Origin of the sequence: Candidatus Poriferisodalis sp. (genome assembly GCF_965204125.1) — a bacterium.
In the GTDB taxonomy this organism is placed as follows: domain Bacteria; phylum Actinomycetota; class Acidimicrobiia; order Acidimicrobiales; family Poriferisodalaceae; genus Poriferisodalis.
Genome location: NZ_OZ241968.1, coordinates 2,239,005 through 2,264,007 on the forward strand (window position 1 = coordinate 2,239,005; position 25,003 = coordinate 2,264,007).

Annotated in this window: 28 protein-coding genes; 6 read left to right on the forward strand and 22 right to left on the reverse strand. The window is 67.3% G+C overall.

The features are described 5' to 3' along the window. Positions 1-17: 17 nt before the first annotated feature. The 4 genes from ACOGXD_RS10450 to ACOGXD_RS10465 all read right to left on the reverse strand — a co-directional run bounded on the left by ACOGXD_RS10450 (position 18) and on the right by ACOGXD_RS10465 (position 3,358). Positions 18-1,310 (reverse strand): HTH domain-containing protein, encoded by a 1,293-nt coding sequence (locus ACOGXD_RS10450; RefSeq protein ID WP_419914866.1) that lies wholly within the window; start codon positions 1,308-1,310, stop codon positions 18-20. 364 nt (positions 1,311-1,674) lie between these two features. Continuing rightward, positions 1,675-2,061, reverse strand: coding sequence for a RidA family protein (locus ACOGXD_RS10455; protein WP_419914868.1), 387 nt, complete (start codon positions 2,059-2,061; stop codon positions 1,675-1,677). A gap of 54 nt (positions 2,062-2,115) precedes the next feature. Then, positions 2,116-2,403 carry a DUF1330 domain-containing protein gene (locus tag ACOGXD_RS10460; protein ID WP_419854156.1) on the reverse strand — a complete coding sequence of 96 codons (288 nt, stop codon included), beginning with the start codon at positions 2,401-2,403 and terminating at the stop codon, positions 2,116-2,118. A gap of 31 nt (positions 2,404-2,434) precedes the next feature. Beyond that, a complete protein-coding gene (locus tag ACOGXD_RS10465; protein WP_419914870.1) occupies positions 2,435-3,358 on the reverse strand; it encodes a TauD/TfdA dioxygenase family protein in 924 nt (307 codons plus the stop codon). Between the two features lie 79 nt (positions 3,359-3,437). On the opposite strand from ACOGXD_RS10465, the gene ACOGXD_RS10470 reads away from it, so the two are divergent. Together ACOGXD_RS10470 and ACOGXD_RS10475 are read left to right on the forward strand one after the other, a co-directional pair. Next, positions 3,438-4,688: a mandelate racemase/muconate lactonizing enzyme family protein gene (locus ACOGXD_RS10470; RefSeq protein WP_419914872.1), complete on the forward strand. Its 1,251-nt coding sequence runs from the start codon at positions 3,438-3,440 to the stop codon at positions 4,686-4,688. Positions 4,689-4,761: 73 nt separating this feature from the next. Then, positions 4,762-6,279, forward strand: a complete 1,518-nt coding sequence (locus ACOGXD_RS10475; RefSeq protein ID WP_419914875.1) for an MFS transporter — start codon at positions 4,762-4,764, stop codon at positions 6,277-6,279. A gap of 37 nt (positions 6,280-6,316) precedes the next feature. On the opposite strand, the gene ACOGXD_RS10480 is transcribed toward ACOGXD_RS10475, so the two are convergent. The 5 genes from ACOGXD_RS10480 to ACOGXD_RS10500 all read right to left on the reverse strand — a co-directional run bounded on the left by ACOGXD_RS10480 (position 6,317) and on the right by ACOGXD_RS10500 (position 9,521). Further along, positions 6,317-6,739 carry a DUF3237 domain-containing protein gene (locus tag ACOGXD_RS10480; protein WP_419914877.1) on the reverse strand — a complete coding sequence of 141 codons (423 nt, stop codon included), beginning with the start codon at positions 6,737-6,739 and terminating at the stop codon, positions 6,317-6,319. Positions 6,740-6,804: 65 nt separating this feature from the next. Beyond that, the gene (locus tag ACOGXD_RS10485) at positions 6,805-7,593 is read right to left on the reverse strand and encodes a maleylpyruvate isomerase family mycothiol-dependent enzyme (protein ID WP_419914879.1); all 789 of its coding nucleotides are present in this window, start codon (positions 7,591-7,593) and stop codon (positions 6,805-6,807) included. A 70-nt stretch (positions 7,594-7,663) separates the two neighbouring features. Then, positions 7,664-8,575: an LLM class F420-dependent oxidoreductase gene (locus tag ACOGXD_RS10490; RefSeq protein ID WP_419914881.1), complete on the reverse strand. Its 912-nt coding sequence runs from the start codon at positions 8,573-8,575 to the stop codon at positions 7,664-7,666. Between the two features lie 14 nt (positions 8,576-8,589). Next, positions 8,590-9,033, reverse strand: coding sequence for a MaoC/PaaZ C-terminal domain-containing protein (locus ACOGXD_RS10495; protein ID WP_419914883.1), 444 nt, complete (start codon positions 9,031-9,033; stop codon positions 8,590-8,592). Beyond that, positions 9,030-9,521 carry an FAS1-like dehydratase domain-containing protein gene (locus ACOGXD_RS10500; RefSeq protein WP_419914885.1) on the reverse strand — a complete coding sequence of 164 codons (492 nt, stop codon included), beginning with the start codon at positions 9,519-9,521 and terminating at the stop codon, positions 9,030-9,032. Before ACOGXD_RS10500 ends, ACOGXD_RS10495 begins: the two co-directional genes overlap by 4 nt. 50 nt (positions 9,522-9,571) lie before the next feature. On the opposite strand from ACOGXD_RS10500, the gene msrA reads away from it, so the two are divergent. Further along, positions 9,572-10,225: a peptide-methionine (S)-S-oxide reductase MsrA gene (gene msrA, locus ACOGXD_RS10505; protein WP_419914887.1), complete on the forward strand. Its 654-nt coding sequence runs from the start codon at positions 9,572-9,574 to the stop codon at positions 10,223-10,225. A 25-nt stretch (positions 10,226-10,250) separates the two neighbouring features. Here the strand turns inward: msrA and ACOGXD_RS10510 are convergent, their stop codons facing one another. Continuing rightward, entirely contained in the window at positions 10,251-11,246 is a 996-nt protein-coding gene (locus ACOGXD_RS10510; protein WP_419914889.1) for an LLM class F420-dependent oxidoreductase, read from the reverse strand. A 290-nt stretch (positions 11,247-11,536) separates the two neighbouring features. Between ACOGXD_RS10510 and ACOGXD_RS10515 the strand changes: the two genes are divergently transcribed. Then, on the forward strand, positions 11,537-11,761 hold the full coding sequence (locus tag ACOGXD_RS10515; RefSeq protein WP_419914891.1) for a hypothetical protein: 225 nt from the start codon (positions 11,537-11,539) through the stop codon (positions 11,759-11,761). Positions 11,762-11,794: 33 nt separating this feature from the next. Here the strand turns inward: ACOGXD_RS10515 and ACOGXD_RS10520 are convergent, their stop codons facing one another. From ACOGXD_RS10520 to ACOGXD_RS10565, 10 genes are all read right to left on the reverse strand, one after another. Continuing rightward, positions 11,795-12,382, reverse strand: a complete 588-nt coding sequence (locus ACOGXD_RS10520) for a phosphatase PAP2 family protein (RefSeq protein WP_419914893.1) — start codon at positions 12,380-12,382, stop codon at positions 11,795-11,797. Continuing rightward, positions 12,379-12,774, reverse strand: a complete 396-nt coding sequence (locus ACOGXD_RS10525) for a LysM peptidoglycan-binding domain-containing protein (protein ID WP_419914895.1) — start codon at positions 12,772-12,774, stop codon at positions 12,379-12,381. The genes ACOGXD_RS10520 and ACOGXD_RS10525 overlap by 4 nt, the downstream gene beginning before the upstream one ends. Before the next feature lie 47 nt (positions 12,775-12,821). After that, positions 12,822-13,181 carry a LysM peptidoglycan-binding domain-containing protein gene (locus ACOGXD_RS10530; protein WP_419914897.1) on the reverse strand — a complete coding sequence of 120 codons (360 nt, stop codon included), beginning with the start codon at positions 13,179-13,181 and terminating at the stop codon, positions 12,822-12,824. Positions 13,182-13,184: 3 nt separating this feature from the next. Next, entirely contained in the window at positions 13,185-14,186 is a 1,002-nt protein-coding gene (map, locus tag ACOGXD_RS10535; protein ID WP_419914899.1) for a type I methionyl aminopeptidase, read from the reverse strand. A gap of 64 nt (positions 14,187-14,250) precedes the next feature. Beyond that, positions 14,251-15,525 (reverse strand): CaiB/BaiF CoA transferase family protein, encoded by a 1,275-nt coding sequence (locus ACOGXD_RS10540; RefSeq protein WP_419914901.1) that lies wholly within the window; start codon positions 15,523-15,525, stop codon positions 14,251-14,253. A 29-nt stretch (positions 15,526-15,554) separates the two neighbouring features. After that, on the reverse strand, positions 15,555-16,352 hold the full coding sequence (locus ACOGXD_RS10545) for an enoyl-CoA hydratase/isomerase family protein (protein WP_419914903.1): 798 nt from the start codon (positions 16,350-16,352) through the stop codon (positions 15,555-15,557). Positions 16,353-16,363: 11 nt separating this feature from the next. Next, positions 16,364-16,849: an HIT family protein gene (locus ACOGXD_RS10550; protein WP_419914905.1), complete on the reverse strand. Its 486-nt coding sequence runs from the start codon at positions 16,847-16,849 to the stop codon at positions 16,364-16,366. A 21-nt stretch (positions 16,850-16,870) separates the two neighbouring features. Continuing rightward, positions 16,871-17,830 carry a type I pantothenate kinase gene (coaA, locus tag ACOGXD_RS10555; RefSeq protein ID WP_419914907.1) on the reverse strand — a complete coding sequence of 320 codons (960 nt, stop codon included), beginning with the start codon at positions 17,828-17,830 and terminating at the stop codon, positions 16,871-16,873. Positions 17,831-17,834: 4 nt separating this feature from the next. Beyond that, positions 17,835-19,103 (reverse strand): NAD(P)/FAD-dependent oxidoreductase, encoded by a 1,269-nt coding sequence (locus tag ACOGXD_RS10560; RefSeq protein WP_419914909.1) that lies wholly within the window; start codon positions 19,101-19,103, stop codon positions 17,835-17,837. 4 nt (positions 19,104-19,107) lie between these two features. Beyond that, a complete protein-coding gene (locus ACOGXD_RS10565) occupies positions 19,108-21,264 on the reverse strand; it encodes a VanW family protein (protein ID WP_419914911.1) in 2,157 nt (718 codons plus the stop codon). Positions 21,265-21,408: 144 nt separating this feature from the next. Here ACOGXD_RS10565 and ACOGXD_RS10570 point away from each other — a divergent pair, with 144 nt between their 5' ends. Beyond that, positions 21,409-22,326: an SDR family oxidoreductase gene (locus ACOGXD_RS10570; protein ID WP_419914913.1), complete on the forward strand. Its 918-nt coding sequence runs from the start codon at positions 21,409-21,411 to the stop codon at positions 22,324-22,326. Between the two features lie 52 nt (positions 22,327-22,378). Continuing rightward, on the forward strand, positions 22,379-23,260 hold the full coding sequence (locus ACOGXD_RS10575) for a MaoC/PaaZ C-terminal domain-containing protein (RefSeq protein ID WP_419914915.1): 882 nt from the start codon (positions 22,379-22,381) through the stop codon (positions 23,258-23,260). Positions 23,261-23,273: 13 nt separating this feature from the next. Here the strand turns inward: ACOGXD_RS10575 and nucS are convergent, their stop codons facing one another. Both nucS and ACOGXD_RS10585 read right to left on the reverse strand, forming a co-directional pair. After that, positions 23,274-23,933 carry an endonuclease NucS gene (gene nucS, locus ACOGXD_RS10580; RefSeq protein ID WP_419914917.1) on the reverse strand — a complete coding sequence of 220 codons (660 nt, stop codon included), beginning with the start codon at positions 23,931-23,933 and terminating at the stop codon, positions 23,274-23,276. A gap of 4 nt (positions 23,934-23,937) precedes the next feature. Then, entirely contained in the window at positions 23,938-24,957 is a 1,020-nt protein-coding gene (locus tag ACOGXD_RS10585) for an MBL fold metallo-hydrolase (RefSeq protein WP_419914919.1), read from the reverse strand. Positions 24,958-25,003 lie beyond the last annotated feature (46 nt).

Sequence of the window (25,003 nt, forward strand, 5' to 3'; positions counted from 1 at the left end):
CCCAATTGGAGCGCGCGTCAGAAGTACGGCCCGACTTCGTACGTGTCGACGCGTTCAACGCGAATGCCGATCTCGAGGCCGAAGAGTTCCTGCGCGAATCCGGCGCGATCGAGGGCTTCTATCGGCAGCGTGCCGGAGCGCTGCACTTCGGCACGCGCTTCCGGTGAGAAACCACCCAGTGCGATCACCAGGGCAAGATCGTACGTGCCAGCTTGGCCGCGGCATACGGCGATGTCCGACGCCGTCACCTCGTAGTCGATGCTGGAACTCACATGCACGGCTAGGGGCCTTCGGAATAGCCCAGCTGCGACGATGCTGCCTCGGGCGCCGATGTCAAAACAGCTAGCGCTGCCGGTGAACGTCAGGTCAAATGCGCCGATGGCAGCGAGGTAGGCGGTGAGACATCGGATGAAGTCTCTTGGTTGCAGTGTCGCTAGTAGCTCTGTTAGTGCGATGACGGCTTCCGGACCGCCTCGTCGGACCATGTCGCCCGAAGATTGCCGTTCGGCGTCAAGGCCCGCGCTGGCGCTAACCGAATCGACACCCGCTAATGCGGCCTCGCTATCTGTCAGTTCAGCATCTATGACGGCATCATCAGCAGTCGTGCTTCCGCCACCGTCGATCAGTGGGGAAGCGGGCTCAATTTCGATGCGGCTGGATTCAGCCTCATCGACGAGTCCCGAATCTGAGGCCCCCCAGATCGCGAGGCCGAGGTAGCCGCGGTGGGGCCGCGTGAATCTCTGTGGCTGGCCGCTGTCCTGGCGCTGCTTGATCTCGACTCCCACGCGAGCGGAGAGCGTGTTTGTCGGGGTCTTTCCACCAGTCGACCAGTAGCCATGCTCAACTGCCAGCGACACGACGTCTTGAATGTGCAATGGCTGCCCGTCCGCGTGGTACTTGAGTGCGAGCTCCGCGGCGTCCAGCAGCGTGCGAGGCCCTCCCAGGGCGCGATGCCGTCTCGACGCGCCTGACTTGGGTGGGGCATAAGAAGTCCGAGAGGTTGGCTCAGGCTGCTTCGGCCGCTGGTCGCCGAGGGCGTATCTGACGGCGGCGTCGACCGGGTCACGCCATCTGGTAATCGCCGTGCCCTCGGCGTTGGCACGGTTGATTGCCTCGCGGATCGCCTCGTAGGGGTTGTCCTTGAGGAGACCGTTGGCGGCGAGTTCTTCGCTGAGCCCTGACGAATAGATGCGATCGGAGATCTCGCCAGCCGTCAGTGAGTCACCGGTCGACAACACTGCGACTACGGCGGCCTTCCAGTCCAGGCTGTCTGATCGGTCGCCCGAGGGGTTTGCATCCGGTCGTCTCATCGGCGCACTCGCGGACGCAGCGATGGTGCGCTGACCTTTCGTGGGGTTTGAGGTTGAAACCTTGGACCGTCGCGGGGCTTTGGCGTTCTTGCTGGCATCGCGCGCAGGGCGTGGCCCGGTCTTGGCACCCGGCTTCTTCTTGGGCTTGTCGTCCTCCGGCGTCGCTATGCCGAGCCGATAGCGCTCTGATTGCAATTGGGCCGCTGTGCGCCGCTGCTCAGCTGATGTCGGAGGCCGGATGACGCTGCCCCCGAGCCGTGCTGCATTTCGACTTCGGCGTTTGCTCATTCTCTGAACTGACTGCTCGGCGCAGGGGCTCAAGTCTCTCGAAAGCTAACCGACGCCGGGGCCGAGACTCAGCAGCTCAGTCTTGGATGTAGGCCACGAAGGTGCAGGAGATCTGCACCGGTCCGCCGCCCTCCACCTTCATGTTGTGGCGAGCGGGGCGCGACTCGGGGTCGGGGAAGCGCTCCAGCCACGGGCCGTTCAGCGCCGGGCGTGACGCCGCCGGATCGGCGACGTAGAACGTCATCTTCGCCATGTCGTCCCAGGTGGCGCCGGCGCCATCGAGCATCTGGCCGACGTGCGTGAACAGGTTGTCGATCTGCTCCTCGAGCGTGTCTGGAACGTCGCGGCTTCCCGGGTTGGTCGGCGGCGTGATGCTGGACACCACCAGCGGCCCGATCCGCGTGGCCGCCGGAATGGGGTTCGCGTGCTGGAAGCTCTCGATCTCGATCGACGTGCGCGCCATGTTGCCTGCTCCTGTGTGCTCGCTACCCGAACGTAGGCGTCCGCGGCGGCCCGGCTAGACGCCTTCGACGACCACCATCTGAAACTCGGCGGCACCCGCCCTCACGTCGCGAGCGTGGCGGTACTTTTCTGAGTCGTAGAAGTTCTTCGCCGAGTCGACATCGGGGAACTCCAGCACCACGATGCGGCGATTCTCGTCAGGACCCTCGAGCGTCACCGAATCGCCGCCGCGCACGATGAACTTCCCGCCGCTCTCGGCGACAGCGGCGGGCGAGAGCGCCTTGTACTTCTCGTACTGATCCGGATCGGTGACGTTGACCCGCGTGATGACGTACGCAGCCACGATGTTCCTCTCGTTGCAGGTATCGGACCGGCTACGAAACCGAGTTCATGATGGCGTCGCGGCCGTGCTTGAAGCCCGCCGTCTCGGACGTGTGGTTGAGCGCCAGCTCGGATTCGAGCTCACCGGCGATGCGTGAATGCCACATCTTGCGCGGTTGGGACATGTCGAAAGGCACACCTTGGTGCATGAGCCGGCGGTTGTCCCAGATCACGGCCTCGCCCTCGGTCCACGCGTGCTGGTAGGTGCGCGGCGGCTGGCAGGCCTCGCGATTGAGTCGGTCCAGCAGTGCCACCGACTCGTCTGGATCCATGCCGATGATGTCGTGCGCATGCCGGCCGATCAGCAGATTGGGACGGCCGGTGTCGGGGTGGTACTTCACCATCGGCCGAACCGAAATGTCCATGTCGTGATAGCCGTACATGCCGTAGGTGCCGTCGTCCTTCTTCTTCGGCAGCAGGCCCGCGCGGCCCTGGCTGTAGTAGAGCGAGTGGTGCGCCTCGAGCGTGTGCACCAGCTCACGGTCTTCGTCCGACAGCACCTCATAGGCCGCCCGCATGTCGGCCCAGCCGGTGTCGGCGCCGTCTTTGGGCACCAGCTCGGCGGTGAACACCGCGCCCTTGGCCTGCAGCGGCATGTAGGTGCTGTCGTGGTGCCAGCCCCAGTTGCCCTTGAGCGACTTCACGAGGTCGTCGCTGGACTCGTGGTGCACCTTGCCGTCCTTGCCGACATTCGAGATGGGTGCCGCGTTGAACTCCAAGTTGCCGAAGCGCAGGGCGAACGCGTCCTGCTCGTCGTTGGTCAGGAACTGACCGGAGAAGATCAGCAGCGCGTACTCGAGCCACGTCTCGTGCAGGGCCTCGAAGGTGGCGTCGTCGATGGAGCGGAGCTCGATGTCGTGCACCCACGCTCCGAACGTGGCATCGAGCGGTTCGATATTGAGCGTGACAGCCGTCATAGCCGGATCGTACCACCGGCGCCGAATTAGCTTCAGGGGCCGGTGAGCGGCTCGGCACGCCTGAACCGGGAAGGCAGCAATGAGTGACCTGGCAGGAGTCGGCGGCTCTTCGGATCGCGGAACGGTGGTGGAGCGAGTCGAGACGCTGTCGTGCGACGCTGCGTGGCGCAACTACTACTTCTTGAAGATCACCACTGCCGACGGCGTGGTTGGCTGGGCGGAGTACGACGAGGGGTTCGCCTCGCCCGGCCTCACGGCGGCCATCGAGGCCTTGGCGCCGCTGGTGATCGGGCGCTCGGTCTTCGACCACGAGCCCACCTACCAGTACCTGTTCGCCCGCACCCGCCAGGCCGCAAGCGGCATCATCGGCGAAGCCATCGGCGCCGTCGAGAATGCGCTGCTCGACGCCAAGGCGCGCACGCTCGGTGTGCCCTGTTATGACCTGCTCGGCGGCAGGGTGCGCGACCGCATCCGCGTGTACTGGTCGCACTGCGGCACCTGGCGCATCAACCTCGGGCACATCTACGGCAACCGCATCACCGACCTCGACGGTGTGCGAGCGCTCGGCGCCGAGGTTGCGGAGAAGGGCTTCACCGCCCTCAAGACCAACATCTTCCGCCAGACACCCGAGGGCCTGCGCGGCTGGCTGCCGGGCTTCGGCACGCCGTTCGCGCCCGAGCTGAACGTGTCGCGCCAGCTCATCGACGAGATCCGGGCGACCCTGCAGGCATTCCGCGACGGCGCAGGCGACGGCATGGACCTCCTGCTGGACCTGAACTTCAACGCTCGCACTGAGGGCTACGCCCGCATTGTGCGTGAACTCGCCGACTTCGGGATGTTCTGGATCGAGATCGACTCCGACCACCCCGACGCCATGGCGCACATCCGCTCGAAGGCCGGCTGCACCATCAGCGGAGGAGAGAGCCTGTTCGGCGTGCGCGAGCTGTACCCGTACCTGCAGGCCGGCTCGTTCGACGTGCCCATCATCGATGGCATCTGGAACGGCTTCTGGCAGTCGTCCAAGATGGCCGCGATGGCCGACGGCATGGGCCACAGCGTCGCGCCGCACAACTTCTACGGTCACCTCGCCACCATGATGAATGCCCACTGGGCGGCGGCCACCCCGAACATCATCATCATGGAAACCGACATCGACCGCATCGCGTGGGACGACGAGATCGTGACGGTCGCGCCCAACTACGTGGACGGCCACCTGGTGCTGGGCGACGAGCCCGGCTGGGGCACTGAGCCCGTGGAAGAGGCTCTCGCTGCGCATCCGCCGCGGCTCAGCGGCCTGCGCGATCGTCGTCCCCCGGCGGGCGATGACTGAGGACCTCGCTCCAGCGTCAAGCCCCGCACCGCAGGTCGTCCACCTCCGGCTCAGCGAAGGTGCAGCGCGCCTGGTGCCCAGCGCAGTCGGCGCGGCGCCGCCGCGCATCGACCGCGTCACGTCCGAGCCCACAGATCACCTCGCACCGCAGCGCATCGACCGTGCCGTGCCGACGGGCCCGTTGCCAGCGCCAGGCCCGCACCGGTCCTCCGGCGATGCTGAAGCTCCCCGCGGCCGGGCAGGCCTCGCACTGGCGACCGGATCGCTGGCGTTCGTGCTCGGCACGGTCAACGTCACAGTCACCAACGTGGCGTTCCCCGACATCGTCCGCTCATTCGCCGGGGTCTCCGACGCCATCACCGGCTGGATCGTCAGCGGCTATGCGCTCGCCTTCGCCTCGACGATCATCGTCGGCGGCCGGTTGGCCGACCGCTACGGGCGCCTGCTGGTCTTCCGGGCAGGGGTGCTGGGACTGCTGGTCTCGTCGATCATCGCCGGATTCGCGCCGGGCATCGGCGTGTTGCTCGCTGCCCGTGCTGTTCAGGGCCTGTGCGGTGCGCTCACCGTCCCGTCTTCGCTGGCGTTGGTCCTGCCGCAATTCCCCGCGGGGCGCCAGGCCAGCGTCATCGGCATCTGGGCAGCCGCGGGCATGGTCGCGTCCGGCATCGCTCCCGGACTCGCGGCAGTGATCCTGGAGTTCTCGAGCTGGCGAGGCGTCTACCTGGCGATCGCGCCCATCGCGGCGCTCGCATTCTTGGGCTCGCTGCGGTTCCTCTACGAGACAGCCAAGCGAGACTTGCGCACTCCCTTGGATCTGCTGGGCGTCATCATGGGCACCGCGGCGGTGTTCCTGATCGTGCTCGCGACGCTGCAGGGCCGCCACTGGGGCTGGTCGTCGGCCTGGACCTTGGCGTGCTTCGGCGGCGGCGCAGTCCTGCTGCCGCTCTTCTTGCTGCGTTCGGCGCGGCACCCCGAGCCGCTGTTCGATCCGCGGCTGTTCCGGATTCGGAGTTTCGCAGTGGCCAACCTCGCAGTTGCGCTGTCGATGATCGGCGCCTTCACGAGCTGGTTCCTCTGGCCGCTGTTCCTGACGGGAGTGTGGGGCTACAGCCTGCTGGGAGTCGGGCTGGCGTTCACGCCGGCGCCGGTCGTTTCAGGTGCCGTCGCGATTCTGAGCGGACGCTGGGCCGACAAGCACGGCTTCCGGGGGCTGATGACCTTGGCGTCGGTCTTCGCCACCGCCGGCATGCTGTGGCTGCTGTTCTTCCTCGACGAGAACGTGCGCTACTGGCTGGCCTTGTTCCCCTCGACGATGCTGTTCGGGCTCGGCTTGGGCGTGCTTGCCAGCCACCTCAACTCGGCAGCGCTCGCCGACATCCCTGCCGCTTCGATCGCCACCGCCAACGGCGTCCACCAGTCATTGCGCTATGGATTGGCTGCAGTCGGCGTGGCCGCCGCAATCGCAGTGCTCGGCGGCACCCACGAGGTGCATCTCTACAACTGGATGTGGTTGCTGCTGGGCGCGCTGCAGGCGCTGTGCATCCCGCTGATGTGGTTCGGCTACCCGCGCGGACCTGCAAGCGCCAGGTAATGCAGCGCCGACCCAGCACCGGGGCGGCGCCGACCGGCTACAGCAGCTCGTACACCTCGTAGGCCAGCTTGCCGTCGTCGAGCGAGCCGATGCCGATGGCCTGGATCTTGTTGAGCCAGTTGTACGGGCCCTCCATCGACGTCTGGAAGGTGGGCGCGGAACGCGGCGTGCCGTCTGGGTAGATCTTCCCCTGATACTCCATCAGGATGTCGACCTCATCGTTCGTGCGGATCGAGATGCGCACGTCGAGATGCATGGTGCCGTCGGCAGCGCGGTAGAGCCAGTCGCCTGACGGGCCCAAGATGGTGCCGTTGATGCGCTCGCCGGTGACGGTGCCGCCGTCGACCGAGGCGACCATCCGGGTGCCGGCTGGCCCGCCGCGGATGCGAGCGGCATTGGACAGGTCGGCATCGATGTCCATTCTGAACAGGTGCCGTACTGGCAGGGACGTTTCTGACATGTGGGTGCTCCTTGCTGGTGGCCTATGGAGATCAGGGCTTATCGAGATCAGGGTGCCGTGTGGGACTACATCGTGAAGCGCAGGTTGCGGGCGGCGTGGGCGCCGAGCTCGGCATCGCCCGACCACGTCACCAAGCCCGCAGCGATCGGGCCCTCAGGATCGATCCGCCCGCAGGTGAGGTCCATGAACGCCATCGAGTCGCAGTGCAGCGTGACGGTGGGGTTCTCCACGTGGTCCACCTCGCGGGCCCGGCCCTCGACCTGCACGTAGATGTCGCGCTCGACAGCGCCGGTGATGTCGAAGCGCATCGTGGCGCCGTCGGGCAGGCCGACCCGCTTGCCGGCGATGTAGCCGATCGACAGGTGTACCTCGTTCAGCGCCATCTCGGCGGCGGGGCCGCCGTTGCCGGTCGGCAGGCCCAGTGGGGTGCGGCAGTCGCGCTCGTGCATCCAGTGATCGAACTCTCGGATGGCCATGAAGCGACCGTAGGTGCCCGGTCCGACGGGGGTCATCGATCCGCGGTCGAACACCTCCTCGTCGAGCGCCTCGAGCTGTGCAGCGCGTTCGTCCCACACCTCGGCAGCCAGCGCCGTCAGCTCCGCGCCGCTCATCGCCATGGCCGCCGAGAAGAGGCCGGGAATCTCGCCGAACGGGGGCGGTGTCTCCACTGATTCCGGCAGCCAGCCCGACAGACCTTGCTCGACGGACACTTGGTGTGCCAGCACGCCCTTGACGGTCCAGTCGGGGCAGTGCGACTGCACGTCCCACTGGTCGCCCGCGAGCGAGCCGTAGAGCTCCTTCGAGCTCGCCCAGCAAGTCTTGAGGTTGTCGATGATGAGTTGCGGCTGACTCATGGTGGCTGTCCTGTTCTGTCCTGTGGTCCCTGAATGGTGATCGTGGTGCCGGAAGCTGATCCAGCGGGGCTCAGCCGGTCTCGGCCCGGATGCGTTCGAGAATCTCGCCCAGCCGGTTGATCATGGCATCGACCGAGCGGGCACCGGCCTGGAAGATGGCCGTGACATTCACCGAGGCCCAGTCGAAGCCCAGCGCCTTGACCACGGCGGCCCGCTCGCCGATGGCGTCCAAGTCCTTGTAGAAGCCCTTGTCGGCATCGGTGCGGGGCGGCGGGGCCAGCATGAGCTGCATGCCGATCGCGTCGGGATCGCGGCCGAAGTCCTCCTCGGCCCGGCGGCGGATCTCCGTCACGCACTCGAGCGCCCGCTCGTCGCTGACGCCCGACGCCATCCAGCCGTCGCCCTTCTGGGCGGTGCGTCGCAGCGCGGCACGGCTGTCGCCGCCGATCCACAGCGGGATTCCGGCGCCTTGGGGCGACACGGGCTCCATGCCCATGTCGTGGCTGTTGTAGTGCTCGCCCGAGTACTCGATCCGCCCGCCTGCCCAGTAGGTGCGCATGAGGTCGATGGCCTCGTCCATGCGCTTGCCCCGAGTGCTGAAGTCCTCCTCGAGGGCGTCGTACTCGGAATCCTGCCAACCCACGCCGATGCCGAGGCGCACCCGCCCGTTCGACAGGGTGTCCAGCGTGGAGATCTGCTTGGCCACCAGCACGGGCTGGCGCTGCGGCAGCACCAGCACCTCGGTCGACAGCGAGACTCGCTCGGTCACCGCTGCCACGTTGGCCAGCAGCATCAGGGCCTCGAGAATCGGCATGTTGGCGGGGTAGATCGTGAAGCGGCCCTCGCCAGGGTGCCCCATCACCACGTGGTCGAATGCGGCAATCTCGTCGTAGCCCAGGTCCTCGATGGCCTTGGCCAGGTCGAGCACACGCTGAGGTCCTTCCCGGAACGCAATGGACGGGAAGTCGACGGCGATCTTCATGCGTGAACCCTCTCCTACGTCGTGGGCAGGCGGACCCTAGCTGTCGCCGGCATGAGCAGCCTCCCGTCGGAGGTGTGCTCGGCGATCTCCAGCTCGACGACCCCCGTCTCGGCGTCGACGGATGTCACCGTGCCCGAGAACACCAGCTCCTCGCCCGGAAGGCCGCTGGCGCGGTTCTGCCATGTGACGCCCAGCAGCCGAGCGGCCGGTCCCGCCCAGTCCGTCACGAACTGCGTGAGCCATGCACCCTGCAGCGGACCGTGCACGATGATGTCGTCGTGCCCCTCGAAGCGGGCGTATTCGCGGTCGTAGTGGATCCGGTGCGGGTTGTGGCTGGCCGCGCTGTAGAGGAAAAGCTGCGCCTCGTCGGGGAACTTGTGCATGGTCGGCAGTTCCTGGCCGGCCTCGAGCGTCTCGAGGTCCGGCGCTGCGGCGGCTGTGTCGGTGTCTGTGCTCATCGTGCGATGCCGATCATGCGGGAACGGGCGACCTCGTCGCCGAATTGGTTGACGAAGGTGGTCTCGCGCACCTGCCGGACGAAGGGTCCCTTGCGGCCCTCCTTCTGGTCGACTGCGGCAAGCCGGACGGTGGCCGTGATCTCGTCGCCGACGCAGACGGGTTCGAGAAAGTCCCATTCCTCGCCGCCGAACATCACCCGATCGACCCGCAGCCGGATCCGAGTGCCCTCGCGGTAGAGGCCGTCGGTGCGCAGGTCGGATGCCGTTCTCGGCTGCACCACTGCATGGGTGACGTAGGTGGGCGGTGCCACCAGCGTCCGGTACCCGGCCGCCTGTGCTGCGACCTCATCGAAATAGATGGGGTTCTCGTCGCCGACGGCGTATGCGTACCGCTGCGCCTCGCGACGGTCGATGACGGTGGTGACCGGTCCCGACAGCACCTCGCCCACGCGCCCTAGCGTCTCGGCCGGAATCAGCGACTCGCTCATTGCACTGACATTACGTCGCTAGCGTTTGTGGCACAGCAGGAGGAAACACCGTGGCGTTGTGGTCGAGGAAGCTGGAGATTCCGGACGCCGACGCTGCGCTGCCCGGTCGCAGCCAGACGATGCCGGTCGCTCCGGCGCACGTCGTGCTCGGAACGTCGATGACACCGCCGTTCCCCGACGGCTTCAAGCACGTCGTGGTCGGCATGGGCTGTTTCTGGGGAGTGGAGCGCATCTTCTGGCAGCTGCCCGGCGTGTACACGACGGCGGTGGGCTACGCGGGCGGCCACACGCCGAACCCCAGCTACGAAGAGGTGTGCTCGGGGCTGACCGGGCACAATGAAGTGGCCCTTGTGGTTTTCGATCCAGCGGTCACGAGCTTCGACGCCATGCTGAAGGCCTTCTGGGAGGGGCACGACCCCACCCAGGGCATGCGGCAGGGCAATGACATCGGCACGCAGTACCGGTCGGGCATCTACGTGTTCGACGAAGCCGACCTGGCAGCCGCGGAGGCCTCCCGCGACATGTTCCAAGGCGTGCTCGACGGCGCCGGCCTCGGCCGCATCACCACCGAGATCTGCCTGGCCGGGCCCTTCTACTACGCCGAGGACTACCACCAGCAGTACCTGCACAAGATCCCGTGGGGCTACTGCGGTCTGGGCAGCACCGGCCAGACCTGCCCGGTGGGCGTCGCCACCGCCGACTGAGCTGCGCCCTAGGCGTGCCGCCGAATCAAGCGAAGGCGTCGGCGAACGCCGCCATCGTCTCGTCGGTCACGGCGCGCCGGTCGTCACCCCAGGGCAACGGCATCAGCACCGGGTACTCCACGCCCGCGTCCACGTACGCCCGTGTGAACTCGCCGATCTCGGCGGGCGTGCCGATGAAGTCGATCGCCTGGATCATCTCATTGGAGATGGCAGCGAGCGCGCCGTCCCGATCCCGCTCGGACTGGCGGGCGCGGGCTTCGTCCACCTCGTCGCCGAAGCCCGCGGCCCGGAAGGCGTTGGCGTAGCCGTCGGCCATGGTGTAGTTGAGCAAGTCGCGCTGCGCCGAGCGGGCCGAGCGTTCCAGCTCGCCGGCGGCGGCATGGACATAGCAGATGATCCGCGCGTCGCCGCCCTTGCGGACCTCGGCCACCACGCTCGGGACGTGCGAGGCGGGCAGGTAGTTGAGCAGGACGCCGTCGGCCACCTCGCCCGCCAACCGCAGCATCTGCGGGTTGAGTGCTGCGAGCACGATCTTCGGTCGGCGCTCGCCCAGCCGCATCGCGAGACGGAACCGGCGCACCTGCCAGAAGTCGCCCTCGAAGGTCACCGATTCGCCGCTCAGGCACTCGCGCAGCAGCGCCACGTACTCGCGCATCATCGCAATGGGGCGCTCTGGCGGCGGTTCGCCGTGCTGGCGGAGGATGCCGGGTGCCGATACGCCGAGTCCCACCAGCACGTCCCGGTCGTCGCTGAGCGACTGCAGGGTGGCGGCCGTCATGGCCACCAGCGTGGGGGCACGCAGCTGGATGGGAATGATGCCGGTGGCCAGATCGAGGCCGGGCGCAGCATGGGCGACGGCACCCAGGAGCGAGAACGCGTCGGTCCCCGTCGCCTCGACCGTCCAGATCGACGAGTAGCCCTGCGACTCGGCCGCGCAGGCGATGTCGGTGACAGCGGCCGGTCCCAGCACCCCCAGGCTGCCGAAGGTCACGCCATAGGGAAGTCGTCCATTCGCGCTCATGGCGGCGCACCGTACCCGCCGACCGCGCCGTCCGCCGGTGCAGCCGGAGACGTTTGCGGGCAGTCAGAGGCTGAGCCGATAGGCGAAGCCGTGGCCCGAGCGGCCCGTGAGCGACAGCGAACAAGAGCGGGGAACGACAGGCGCGACAGCAAGAAGGTTCAGCTTGTGGCGCAGCCTTTGATGTGACGTATCGGTGAACTGACGGTGGCCGGCGTCGGGTGCGAGATAGGGTGAGGTTCACAGCCAGCAACGCCGTCTGCACAGACGTCGGGAGCGGGGAGGGAACAGAGATGACCGAGACAACGGAACCGACTCGGACAGCTGAGCCCCGGATCATTTCCGACGCACTCGAGGTCATCGACAGTGCGCTGGGCGACTTCTTCAGCCGCGAACTGGTCTCGTCGGTCGAGGTCACCGATGTGCTGCTCGACGTGCGGACACTGCTGCGCCGGAGCGACGAAGCCACAGAGCTGCCCACGATCACCAAGGCCGATCAGGACGTCGCCCGAGCCTGAGTCTCCGGCGCCGGCACCGCGCCTGAGCTCGGCTCAGCGCCGCATCAGCCGCGACGCCAAGCGCCCGATTGCCTCGCCGACGGCGGCGCCTGCAATGACATCGCTTGCGTGATGCAGGCGCACGTGGATGCGTGACACCGCCACGATGGCTGCTACCAGCCGGTAGATGGGCCCCAGTCGCGACCCGCGCGACAGCACGACCGCAGCACAGAATGCCGCCGAGGCGTGGCCGGAAGGAAAGCTGGACGTGATCGGCTGGCGGAGCCGGTGGCGGGTCGGGTTCTCTGCGGCCGTGCCGGGCCTGCGCCGTGCGAACAACCGCTTGACACCCTGATTTACGACCAGCGACTCGAGCGCCATGAGAGCGCTGAAGCGCAATGCGTCGGAGGCTTCCCGGCGTGGCCCCAGGGCTCGAATGGCACCCAGCACGTGCCAGATCTGGCTGAACTCGCCGACGTCTGAGGCCCCGTACATCACCCGATCCATCAGCTTGCGGCCTCGCAGGAATTCCCACCACCTGTCGACGGCACGATCAAAGCGAGCGATCTGCTGCGCAGCCGCCGACAGCGGATCGTGCGGCTCGGCCGGCTCAGGGTCACCCAGCGGCGATGCAGACATCATCCGGTTCCCGCAAGCGTGATCGGTGGCGCAGTCGTGGTTGGCAGCAGCGGCGGGAGGACAGGGTCGGTGGCGGGAGGGATGGTGAGCGCGGGCCCGGCATCGGGGTCGGGCGGAGGCGGGATCAGAAGAATCTGGCCGACGAAGATCTTGGTGGGGTCGGCGATGTTGTTGACCCGCACCAGGTCGTTCAGGTGAATGCCGTACCGGTCGGCGATCTGGATCAGCGTGTCGCCGCGCACCACCGTGTACGGCGTCAGCACCGGGGGTTCGGTCGTGGTGGCCGGTGCCACCGTGGGCGCAGGAACCGTCGTGGCGGAGGTCTGGGTGCGAGACTCGCCCGGCAGCAGGGTGCACCCGATTGCCATGCCCGAAGCAGCGACAGCGATTGCCACGCTCATTGCTCGCCGGCGCCGTGAGCAGGAGCAGTCACTGGCCTTCGTCACTGTGAGCTGTTGGCGCCGACCACGGTCGGCGGGATGACGAGCTGCTCCCCGATGCGGAGCAGCGTGTCTTCCTTGCCGTTCTCTTCCATGAGCGCCTGGACGGAGACGCCGAATCCGTTGGCGATCTTGCTGAGGGTGTCTCCCGGCTGCACCACGTAGATGCGGCGCTGCGGGGGCGGCGCGGCGATAGTTGTGGTGGTGAGCTGCGGGCGCAGCGTCGTGAGCACGGGAAGGGTCGTCGGGATCGGCTCTGCCTCCGGCTCGGAGGCGCAGGCGCCGCCTATCGCAGCCACGGCCACCAGTGCGGCAGCGAGCCGGCCAGCGCATGCGGCATCTGCCCCACGTGGTCGAGGCATGGCTCAGCCGGTTCGAACGGCCGCTGTGGGGAGCTGCCGGGGCAAGGCGTCGAGATCGAGCCGGCTCGCGGCGCTGGCGGAGAGAAACGGCTGTGGTTCGTCGTCGGTCACGGTCAGCAGTTCGGCGCCGTCAGCGGTGACCAGCACGGTGTGTTCGAACTGCGCGGTGCGGCTGCGATCGGCCGTCATGGCAGTCCAGCCGTCAGGCCAGAGCTGGGCGCGTGGTGTGCCCGCCGTGATCATCGGCTCCACGGTGAAGGTCATGCCTTCGACCAGCTCGGTTCGCGCAGAGGGGTCGAAGTAATGCGGGATGTTGGGCAGCCGGTGGAAGATCTGCCCGATGCCGTGACCGACGAACTCGCGCACGACGCCGTACCCCTCGGACTCTGCCCGAGCTTGGATGGCGCGCCCGATGTCGCACACCTGGGCTCCTGGCCGTACCGCAGCGATGCCGTGGTACATGGATTCGCGGGTGACCTCGACGAGCCGCCGCGAGGCCTCGTCGACGTCGCCCACCAAGAACGTCTCGGAGTGGTCGCCGTGCACGCCGCCGACGAAAATCGTCACATCGCAGTTCACGATGTCGCCGTCGCGCAGCCGCCGGTCATCGGGGATGCCGTGGCAGATGATCTCGTTGGCCGAAGTGCACAGCGACTTCGGGAAGCCGTTGTAGTTGAGCGGGCTCGGGTAGCCGCCTTCGGCGATGCACGCCTCGTGGCAGACCTCGTCGAGATGATCAGTGGTGACGCCTAGTGCGATCTCTGCTGCCACGGCCCTCAGCACGCGCCGTGCCGCCGAACCTGCCGACCGCATGGCGTCGATCGTGGAGCTGTCGGAGGGCTCCACGCCGCTCGGCGCCGGTGAAGACTTACCGCTGAGCGCGTAGGGCGGCAATTCGATGTGCGCGGGCACCGCCCGGCGGGGCGAGACCAAGCCAGCAATCACTGGCTCGAAGCCAGTAGGCCTCGTGCGCGCTGCTGGCACTCGACGCTTGCGCCTGCCCATCGTCGTCACGCTACCCGTGGGTCAGGGGTGCTCTGTGATCGTGCCGCCTTGCCAGCGGGCACGGTCAGTCGTCGCCGAGTTCGCCGAGCACTTCGTCATGGTGCTCGCCGAGATCGCCGAGCACTTCGTCATTGTGCTCACCGAGCTTGGGAGCGCGGCGGTAGATGCCCGGCGGCGTGGCGCTCATGCGAATCGGCGGCGCGATCTGGACGATCGGCCGACCCACGGGCTGTTCGACCGCCACCAGCATGTCGCGGGCCGCGACATGGGGATCGGTGAACAGGTCGCCGGGGTGGTTCACCGGCCCGCAGGGCACCTTGCCCCCAATGGCAGCGATGACCTCCGCGTTGGTGAGCGTCGCAGCCCACTCGGTCAATGCCGCGATGATCTCGTCGCGATGGTGGTACCGCGCCCGCAAGGTGCGGGTCTCTTCTGCCCAGGCCCACTCGGGTCGACCCATCGCAACCGCCAGCTCGCGCCAGTGGTTGTCGGTGGGAGCGCCGATGGCGATGGCCCCGTCGACGGTGTCGAAGATGTCGAACGGCACGATGTACTGGTTCTTGTTGCCGCTCGGGGGCGTATCGGGCTGGCCCATCACGCTGTAGCGGGTGACCCCGACTTCGCTGAGCGCCATCACGGCGTCGACCATCGACACGTCCACGAACTGGCCCTCCCCCGTCCGCTGTGCATGGAAGAGCGCCGCCAGCACGCCCATGGCCCCGATCGTGCCTGGGTACGTGTCGCCGATGTAGGGGCCGACGACGTGACGGTCGTCGGGTCCGGTGCCAGTGGCCGAAACCATGCCGGACATGGCCTGGGCCACCACGTCGTACGCCGGCCAGTCCACGTACGGGCTCTCTCCCGAGCGCGGATCGCCGAAGCCGCGGATGGCGCCATAGACGAGCTTGGGATTGCGCTCGTGGAGCACCTCCCAGCCCACTCCGAGCGCATCCATCACGCCCGCCCGCATGTTCTCGACGAGTGCGTCCGCGGTGTCGACGAGCTGCAGGAACTGCTCCCGCTGGTCGTCATCGGTGAGATCGAGGGCTATGCCTCGCTTGTTGCGGTTGTAGTTGGCGAACCCGGCGCCGAAATTCCGTTCGGTGTCCTCGCGGGTGAACGGCGGCATCTTGCGTGCGAGCTCACCCCGCGGTGGCTCCACTTTGATGACGTCGGCGCCCAGGTCGGCCAGCATCATCGTCGACCACGGCCCGGCCAGCGCGTGGGTGCAGTCGATGATGCGAACACCTTGGAGCGGGCCTGAGTTCTGGGCAGCCATCGGCGCAGCCCGCTCATGCGCGGTGAGATGGTCTTCGTCAGGGGGATCCAGCTTCGTCATGTCTTCGTCTCTTCGATTCTCTGCCCGGGTCAGGCGAAATTCGGGCGGCGCTTCTCGACGATGGCAGCGTGACCTTCCCGCACGTCCGCGCCGGTGAAGCCCAGCATCTCGAGCGCTGCCGAGGTGTCGAAGATGGGCCCCGCCATCCGCATCCAGTTGTTGAGGCTGTACTTGGTCCAGCGGATGGCGCTCTGGCTCCCCGCCGCCAGCCTGCGGGCGACGGCGAATGCCTCATCGAGCACGGCATCGTCGTCGACCACCTTGCTGACGAGGCCCATGTCGTCGGCCTCTTCTCCCGTGATCGTGTCGCAGGTCAACAGGTAGTACTTCGACTTGGCCATGCCGCACAGGATCGGCCACACGATCGCGGCGTGATCGCCGGCGGCCACGCCGAGCTTGGTGTGCCCGTCCACGATCCGCGCGCTGCGCCCAGCGATGGAGATGTCGGCCATCAGCGCCGCCGCCAGACCGGCCCCGACGGCAACGCCCTCGATGGCCGACACGATGATCTTGGAGCAGTTGATCATGTTGTAGACGATGTCTCGCGCCTCGCGCAGTGCCCGCTGGCGCGTCTCGAAGTCGTCCATGATCTCCTGGATCATGTCCAGGTCGCCGCCGGCGGAGAAGGTGCCGTTGGCGCCCCGGATGACGGCCACCCGGGTGTCAGGATCGTCGTCTACTGCCCGCCAGACATCGGCCAGCGCCAGGTGCTTGGGCGCATCCACCGAATTCAGCCGACCTGGCGTATCGATCACGATCTCGAGCACGCCGTCGTCGTCGGGACCGATGATCTGGAGCGCGGAGAAGGGGGCGTAGCGGTCGTTCATGGCGCCCGAAGCTAGTTGTTCGGGGTGGCAGCCGCCGGGGCCTGCGAGCTGGGCGCGCTGAGCAACCGGTACGCAGATTCGATCTCGCCTGCGGGCGCGAAGATCCGTTCCCAGGGGTGCAGCAGCCGGTCCCGCCCATAGCGCGGGATCACGTGGATGTGGAAGTGAAACTGCGTCTGGTCGGCAGCGGCGCCGTTGTTGTTGAGCAAGTTCACGCCTGCCGGCTTCAACCGCTCGCGCACCAGGCTCGCCACCCGGCGCGCCGCCTGCATCACGTGAGCCGCATCGTCATCGGTGAGTTCCCAGATGTCGGTCACGTGCCTGCGGGGAATGACCAGACAGTGACCGACGGTCATGGGCAGGCGATCCATGAACGCCACGGCGTGATCGTCTTCGTAGATGCGCAGTGCCGGGATGTCACCTGCCACGATCGAACAGAAGGTGCAGCCCGGCATCCGGCCCGCAGCCAGCCCAGGGTCCGGCGAGGAATTCGTCACGAGTCGAGCATCCGTTGCGGCTCAGTGGTACCGGAGCTCGACGTGGTCAACGACGTGATCGTGCCCTTTCGCGAGCACCAAGTCGGCTCGAGCCCGTGTCGGCAGGATGTTCTCCTGCAGGTTGACGAGGTTGATCGAGCGCCAGATCGTGCGCGCGACCGCGTCGGCGGCAGAAGGAGGCAGATCGGCAAACTGAGCGAAATAGGCGGTCTGCTCGCGGAACACCGTCTTGCGCAGTTGCTGGAAGCGCTCGACGTACCACTCCTCAAGATCTTCAGCTTCGGCGTCGACATAGATCGTGAAGTCGAAGAAGTCCGACACGAAGGGCGTGCTTGACGGTGGTCCGGTCTGCAGCACATTCAGACCCTCGACGATGAGGATGTCGGGCTGGTTGATGAGCTGCACCTCGTCGGTCACGTCGTACAGGCTGTGCGAGTAGACGGGCGCAGCGACATCGGGTTCGCCGCTCGAGATCCGCTGGAGGAAGTCGCGCAGCTCGCCGCGGCGGTAGGACTCGGGAAAGCCCTTGCGCCCGAGGATGCCGCGCGCGGTGAGCTCGGCATTCGGCAGCAGGAAACCGTCCGTCGTGACCAGATCCACTTCCGGGTGATCCGGCCACGAAGCCAAGACAGCTCGCAGGATGCGTGCCGTGGTGCTCTTGCCGGCCGAGACGCTTCCGCCGATGCCGATCAGGTACGGGCGCGGCGGCAGCACCCTGCCGAAGAAGCCCTCGGTGGCGGCGCGCAGTTGGCGTTTGGTCGCCACACGCAGGTTCAACAGGCGCGACAGGGGCAGGTAGATGTCGCGCACCATGTCGAGCGTCACAGGCTCCACGAGACCCGCCAGCGCCTCGAGTTCGGCTTCCGTCAACGACAGCGGCGTGGCATCTCGCAGCTTCGCCCACTGCTCGCGAGTGAACCTGCAATGCCGGTCATCGATGCCCGGCTCGAGCCTTCTGTCGAATGCAGCGGCGTCCGTCACCCGCTTAGCTTGGCGAACTTATGGCACCGACCGCAACCGGGTCGTATGCGCCCTGTGCTGTCGTCATGCCTCGGTGCCAGCGACGAGGTGTCGCAACGGCGGCTCGTGGGTAGTCCTCGAACATCCAACGGGCGAATTGCCGGCGTGTCCAACCGGACCAGTCGACCGCTCGCAGCGAGAATTCGGCCAGACGATTGTGCGCCAGGACGCGGCTGAGGCCGCGCGCCAGCCGGTGGTCGAGCGTGAACTCGCCTCGCGCCTCGCGCACGTAGCGAGCCGTCACGCTGTGCGGGGGGCCGCCGCGCGCGATCGCCGCCGCCGCCATCCGCCCCATCTGCAGAGCCTGGCCGATTCCTTCGCCGGTGAGCGGGTCTGCGGCCGCAGCGGCGTCGCCGCACAGCAGCGTGCGGCCTCGGGCCAGCTCCAGCTCTCCCAGCCGCGCCGCTATCGGCCACGCCCGCGTCGGGCCGTCGGGTTGGTGAGGGCCGAGCACGCTCGCGATGTGACGACGCTCGGTGAGGCTCGCCCAGACCGAAGCGATCTCGCTGCCGTCGAGCTTGCCAGCGTCGCCAGCGGAGTCGTGGCCGCGGCGGTCTCGTGGCACTCCGAAGCCGACATTGACTCGCCCGTCCCCCAAGGGGAACGACCAGGCGTAGCCCGGCAGCAGGTCGGGCTCGAACCAGACCCACATGTCGCGGGCAGCAGGGCCGCTCGCGCGCAGGTAGCCGCGAAACGCATGCCAATCGCCGCGGTAGCGATGTGGGCCTATGCCGAGCGCTTTGCGCACGGCGGAATAGACGCCATCGGCAGCCACCACGAATCGGGCCTGCACGACGCTGCCGTCGCTGAGCCGGACGGAAGCCGAGCTCGCTCGCTCGCCGGGGTCCTCGAAGCTGTCGAATGCGATGCCGAGACGCACGTCGGCCTGCGCTGACACTGCGAGGTCGACGAGCTCCGCATCCAGCTCGGCGCGCCGGCACACGCTCGCAAACTGCCCGCGCCCTTCGGGGAGGGGCAGCCTCATGACGCGCCCGCGCGGCGTGCGCACGCACGCAGCTGCCACCGGCATCCACGAGTTCATCCGCTCCGGCTGCAGGCCGAGTGACTCGAGCTCGCGCAGCGCGAGCGCTGTGAGGCCATCGCCGCAGCACTTGTCACGTCCTGGCGCCGCTCGATCGACGAGCATGACCCCGAGTCCCGCGCGGCGTGCCCACACGGCTGCGGATGCGCCCGCCGGGCCGGCACCGACGATCAGGACATCGACGATGGTCACCCGCTCATGACCTCTGGGGCTCGCCGGTTTCGGTGACCCCATCGCCCGTGTCGGACTGCCCGTCCTCGGCATCGTCGCCTTCGGTGCCGGTGCTGCCGGTCTCGCCGGTGTCATCAGGCTCGGTTGAATCGCCCTCGCCACCGGCTGGGTCGCCTTCGCCGGATTCCGTTCCCTCGTCGGCCCTCAGCGTGCTCAGATCGACACCGAGACAGGGATCGTCGGGATAGCGCGGCAGTTCCGAGTCGCGCTCGCCGGGCTGTTCAACGCATTCGAGCGGTGGGCACTCTACGATCGACCCGTCAGCACGCTCGCTGCCGTCATCGACCAACTCTGGCTCAGCCCCCTCGGCCTCGGCAGTGCCGGAATCATCCTCTGGCGCCTCGCCGTCGGCCGCTTGGCCGCCGCCCGGTGCCTCCGAGGGTGCGAGCAGCGGATCCACGCATTGCCGCGGCACCGAACGCGCGCCGTCGCAGTCGCGTCCTTCTTCGGGCCGGTAGCGGGCATGGAACGTGTCCGTGTCGACGGTGCCATCCGAGAACACCCGTATCCGCTCCGTCCGGACCCGCCGGCAGAATTCCTGCATTTCCTCCTCGGGCTCGCCGATGGTCACCTGCACATTGCGCGTGGAGTACAGCTCGACAGTTATCGATGTGTCGGTGTATGTCGGCCAGATGAGCAGGCCGTACGGCGTGGGATTGGTGAACTTCAGATCGGGATTCGGGTACGAGATGGTGGGATCCAACCCGAACGGGTACCGGCTGAGGTACAGCGAGTGCGTCTGGTACTCGTCGATGGTCATACCGGCCCGGATCAACGCATTGAAGATGGTGGTGGCGAACTGCGACACCCCGCCGCCGATGTCGTCGACCAGCACGCCCTTCTCGATGAAGCCGCCCTCCACGAAGCCCTTTTCTTCGGTTCGCCGGCCGACATGGCCGTTCAGCGAGAGGCTCTCACCTGGCTCAACCACCGCGCCGCGCATCAATTCCGCGAAACGGTGGATGTTCTCGACGCGTCCCTGGCAGCACGCGTGCTTCGTGGTGAAGGTGCCGACGAGCTCGACGATGCCCAGCGCTTCCAGGTGTGCCTGCTCCTCCCGGCTCACCGCCGGGCGCGACGGCAGCGCCAGTGGTCCTTCGATGCGCGCCAGCAGCGCTTCTTCGATCAGGGCGCTCACATCCTCCGCACAGCAAGCGACGCTGCCATCGCTCGCTACCACCGTCGGTACGCCGCTGACAACGGCCATCGCGCCGGTGGTGAAGGGTGCCGATGCCGCGGCAAATGCTTCCTCGAGGTACGGCCCGACCTGCGCGTGATCGAAAGCGATCTCCGGGGGTGTTGCCCCCGGGTCGAGCCGGAGCCAGCCGGCGATCGTTTCGACGGTGAGATCGTGGGCTGCTTCGCCGTAGGCCACGAGAAGGCTGCGCCCGTAGTTCTGATGTGCCGTATTGACGGCCTGCTGCAATTCGGGCGTGTACGCGATCGGTTCGCTCTGCGTCAGTTCTGCGGCGATCTCGATGCGGGTGAACGAGCGTGCGATGCCCTCGAGCACCTGGTCGACGATGGCATCTGCGTCGACGATCTGCCCGGGCAGGCCGAGGTCGACCGCCAGCGTGTCATTGACGACGACCACCGATGGGGGAGTCGCCGTGACACCGAGGTCAGTGGCGTTGGCCAGCACGGCTCGGGCCATCGACCGATCGACGAGGTACCGGCGCTCGGTGAACTGGGGGTCGGTGGACCACGCCACCCACGACTCGGTGTCTCCGCCAGTTGCTTCGGCATCGCCTGCTCGCAGCTCCCGAACGGCCCCGAACGTGGCGTCTCGCTCCAGCGCAATGCCGAGGTCTGCCACCGTGAACGTCTGCTCACCGGCGTCGGTGCGCACGACGACGGGCGTGGCCGCCAGCTCCGCTGCGAGCGCGGCAATCCGCAAGTGCACGGTGTCGGGGCTCACTTGGGTCGGCGTGCCTGGAGCGGTCGTGGGAACGACGATTGGCGCACGAGTAGTCGCAGGCGCGGCTGACGTCGTCGGAGCAGTCGGAGGGGGAGCATCATCCGAGTTCCGGATCGCCAGCACAGCCGTCCCGCCGATGGACGCGGCGAGGATGGCGGCCGCCGTGATGATCGACCAGCGAGGGGCCCACGTCGGCCAGTGCACGAGGGTTGATCGTACGGGTCACTTGGGGGCTGCGGGCGGCGCGTCGAGCGTGCGATACTCCGAGCCGTCATCACCGCATACGAGGCTGCCCGGCGGCGCCGAGTGAGGCCCGTCGTCGGCAGGTGGGAAGGGATTCACAACATCATGAGCAAGCTGTGCGAAGGTCGGGTCGTCATCGTGACTGGAGGTGCCCGGGGCATCGGGCGTGAGCACTGCCTGATGCTCGCTGAGCATGGCGCGAAAGTGGTCTGCAACGACTTGGGCGGTGCGCGCGACGGCACCGGTGCCGACACCGGTCCCGCCGACGACGTCGTCAACGAGATCGCGGCGATGGGCGGCGAGGCGGTGGCGAACGGCGACGATGTCTCCGACTGGGAAGGCGCCCAGCGACTCGTGAATCAGGCCATCGAGACCTTCGGCGACCTGCATGGCGTCGTGAACAACGCCGGCATCCTGCGCGACCGGATGCTGGTGAACATGACCGAGGCCGAATGGGATGCGGTGATCAAGGTTCACCTCAAGGGGACATTCGCCCCGGCGCGCTGGGCCAGTTCCTACTGGCGGGAGAAGTCGAAGGCCGGCGAGCAGGTCAACGCGTCCATCGTGAACACGACATCGGTGTCAGGCATCTACGGCAATCCGGGCCAGACCAACTACGGCGCCGCCAAGATGGGTATCGCGGCGTTCACCATCATCGCGGCGCGTGAACTGGCGCGCTATGGCGTGCGGGTCAACGCAGTGGCGCCGGGGGCGCTCACGCGCATGACCGAGGACCTGGGCATGGGCGAAGCCTCCGAGGAAGACCAGGCCATGATGCACCCCCGCTATATCGCGCCGATTGTCGCCTGGCTGTGCTCGGAAGAAGCAGCCGGCGTATCCGGCCGTGTCTTCGAGGCATCGGGACGCATGCTGGCGATTGCCGAGGGCTGGGAGCGCGGCCCGACCATCGACGCCATCGACGACCCGACGAAGATCGGCGATGCAGCCCGACAGCTCGTGCGAGACGCCCGTCTCAACAGCGGCATGAGCGGCGCGCCGGCCGACGGTGGCGTCGCCGACTGAACCGTACGCTCCAAGAACCCGCACACCACAAGAACAAGAGAGGCCATCAATCATGGGACTCAATCCGGAAGCAGTCGGCGCCACCGGCACACCGACCAAGCGGTCGTGGACTTTCCGCGATTCGCTGCTCTACGCCGTCGGCATCGGCGCCGGCGCGGAGGATCCGTTCGGATCCGAGCTGGAGTTCACCACCCATAACTCCAAGAACATCGCCCACCAAGCGTTCCCGACCCAAGGCGTCGTCATCGGATTCGGTGCTGGCGGTGCCATGGCCAACGCCGGTGATCTCGACTGGGGCAAGCTGCTGCACGGCAGTCAAGGGATCACCGTGCACCAGCCGATCCCGACCGAGGGATCCGTCGAGATCACCGATCGCATCGCTGGTATGTGGGACAAGGGCGAGGGCCGCAACGCCATCATCGACACCGAGGCCAGCGCGGTCGATCCTGATTCTGGCGACGTCATCTTCGAGCTTCGAAGCTCGGTGGTGATCCGTGGCTCAGGCGGTTTCGGGGGCGAGGCGGGCAGCACTGCGCCGCTGGTCAGCGCGCCCGACCGCGACCCCGACTACGAGATCTCGTACCAGACCCGCCCCGATCAGGCCCTCACCTACCGGCTGAGCGGCGACTACAACCCGCTGCACAGCGACCCGTGGTTCGCGACCGAGTTCGCAGGCTTCCCCAAGCCGATCCTGCACGGCCTGTGCACCTATGGCTTCACCGGCAGGGCGCTGCTGCACACCCTGTGCGAGGGCGACCCCGCCCGCTTCCGGTCGATGGATTCCCGGTTCTCTGCACCGGTATTTCCCGGTGACGAACTCACCATCCAGGTGTGGGACGACGGCGAGGGCCGAGCGATCTACCGCACGGTGGCCCAGAAGGGCACCGACGAGCAGCGCGTGGTCATCGACAACGGCCTGTGCACCTACGCCTGACCCAGAGGGCGATCTAGAACAGCTTGAGAGCGTCGCTGGTGATGCCGCGTAGCTCGTCGTAGTCGAGCACGACACAGCGGATGCCCCGGTCGGCCGCGAGCACCCGCGCCTGGGGCTTGATCTCCTGCGCAGCGAAGACACCGCTCACGGGCGCCAAGCGGGCATCCCTGTTCAGGTACTCGAGATAGCGGCACAGCTGCTCGACGCCGTCGATCTCGCCCCGCCGCTTGATCTCCACTGCCAGCGTCGAGCCGTCGCTGTCGCGGCACAGCAGATCGACGGGACCGATGTCGGTCGGGTACTCGCGCCGCACCAGCTCCGCGCCGTCGGCCAGCGTCTCGGGATGCGCGGCCACCAGTTCTTGCAGGTGGGCTTCGACGCCGTCCCGCTCGAGGCCGGGATCGATGCCCATGTCATGGGCGGTGTCGCTGATCACCTCGGCGATGCGGATCTCGAGACGCTCGCCCTTGTCGTTCGTGACGCGCCACAGATCGGGCTCGCAGACGAGCCGGTTGGGCGCATTCATCCAGTTCAGCGGCTTGTAGGCACCGCCGTCGGCATGTATTGCCACGCATCCGTCGGCCTTCACCATGATGAGTCGGACGGCCTCGGGCAGGTGCGCGTCGAGCCGTCCCGAGTAGTCGACCGTGCAGCGAGCGATGACCAGCCGCACGTCGCTAGGCGGCTGCTGTCAGCTCGTAGACCGACGTGAGCTTGGGCTCGCCCCCGTCGGGCCCGTCGGCATCGAGCACCCGGGCGCGGCCGCTCTCGACGAGATGGAGCATGTGCGCGTAGACCGAGCTTGCCGCCGGGTACCACAGCCGCTTGTCGTAGGCCTCATACATCTTCGGAACGAAATCCGCTATGCGGCACGGTCCCGGCCGGAGGTGCTCGATGATCTGCTGCTCGCGGTCGCTGCGGTGCGCGATGAACGAGCGCACGTATGCCGTGGGCTCGGGAATCGGGGGGCCGTGGGTCGGCCAGTACCGCTCATGGTCGAATTCGAGCAGCTTCGCCAGCGAGTCGAGGTAGTCCTGCATCGAGCCGTCGGGAGGACCCACGACACTCGTTGCCCAGCCCATGACGTGGTCGCCCGAGAACAGCGAGTTTTCCTCCAGCAGCTCGTAGCACAGGTGGTTCGAGCAGTGACCCGGCGTGTGCACCGCGCGCAGCGTCCAGCCGTCACCGGCGACGATGTCGCCGTCGACCAGCGCGACATCGGGGACGAACTCGGTGTCGGCACCTTCCCGCTTCAGTTCCTCGGGCAGCTCGTCGAACTCGGCCTGGTACTTCTCCTGCTCCTCGGCGCTGATGTAGCCGGAGAAGTCGACACGATCGTCGGGATCGAGCTTCCACACACTGGCGTGCGGGCCGTAGCCGTAGCTGAGCGCGCCGGTGGCCGCGACCAGGTCGCCCGTGAGGGGCGAGTGATCGCTGTGGGTGTGCGTCACGAGAGCAGCACCGACCGTCTCGCCAGGCTCGAGTGCCGCGAGGACATCGTCGAGATGGCTCGCGAGCGGCGGCCCGGCGTCGATCACTGCAACCTCGCCGCGCCCGACGATGTAGGTGCCGGTGCCGCGATAGGTGAACGGCGTCGGGTTCTTGCAGATGACACGGCGGATCATCGGCGACACCTGGTCGCAGGCGCCATAGTCGAACTCGCCGAGATCTCGATAGTGCTCGATGGTCACCGGCATCGGCTGCTCCATGTCGGGTCGGAACGCGTGCGTGACGGTCTAGCAT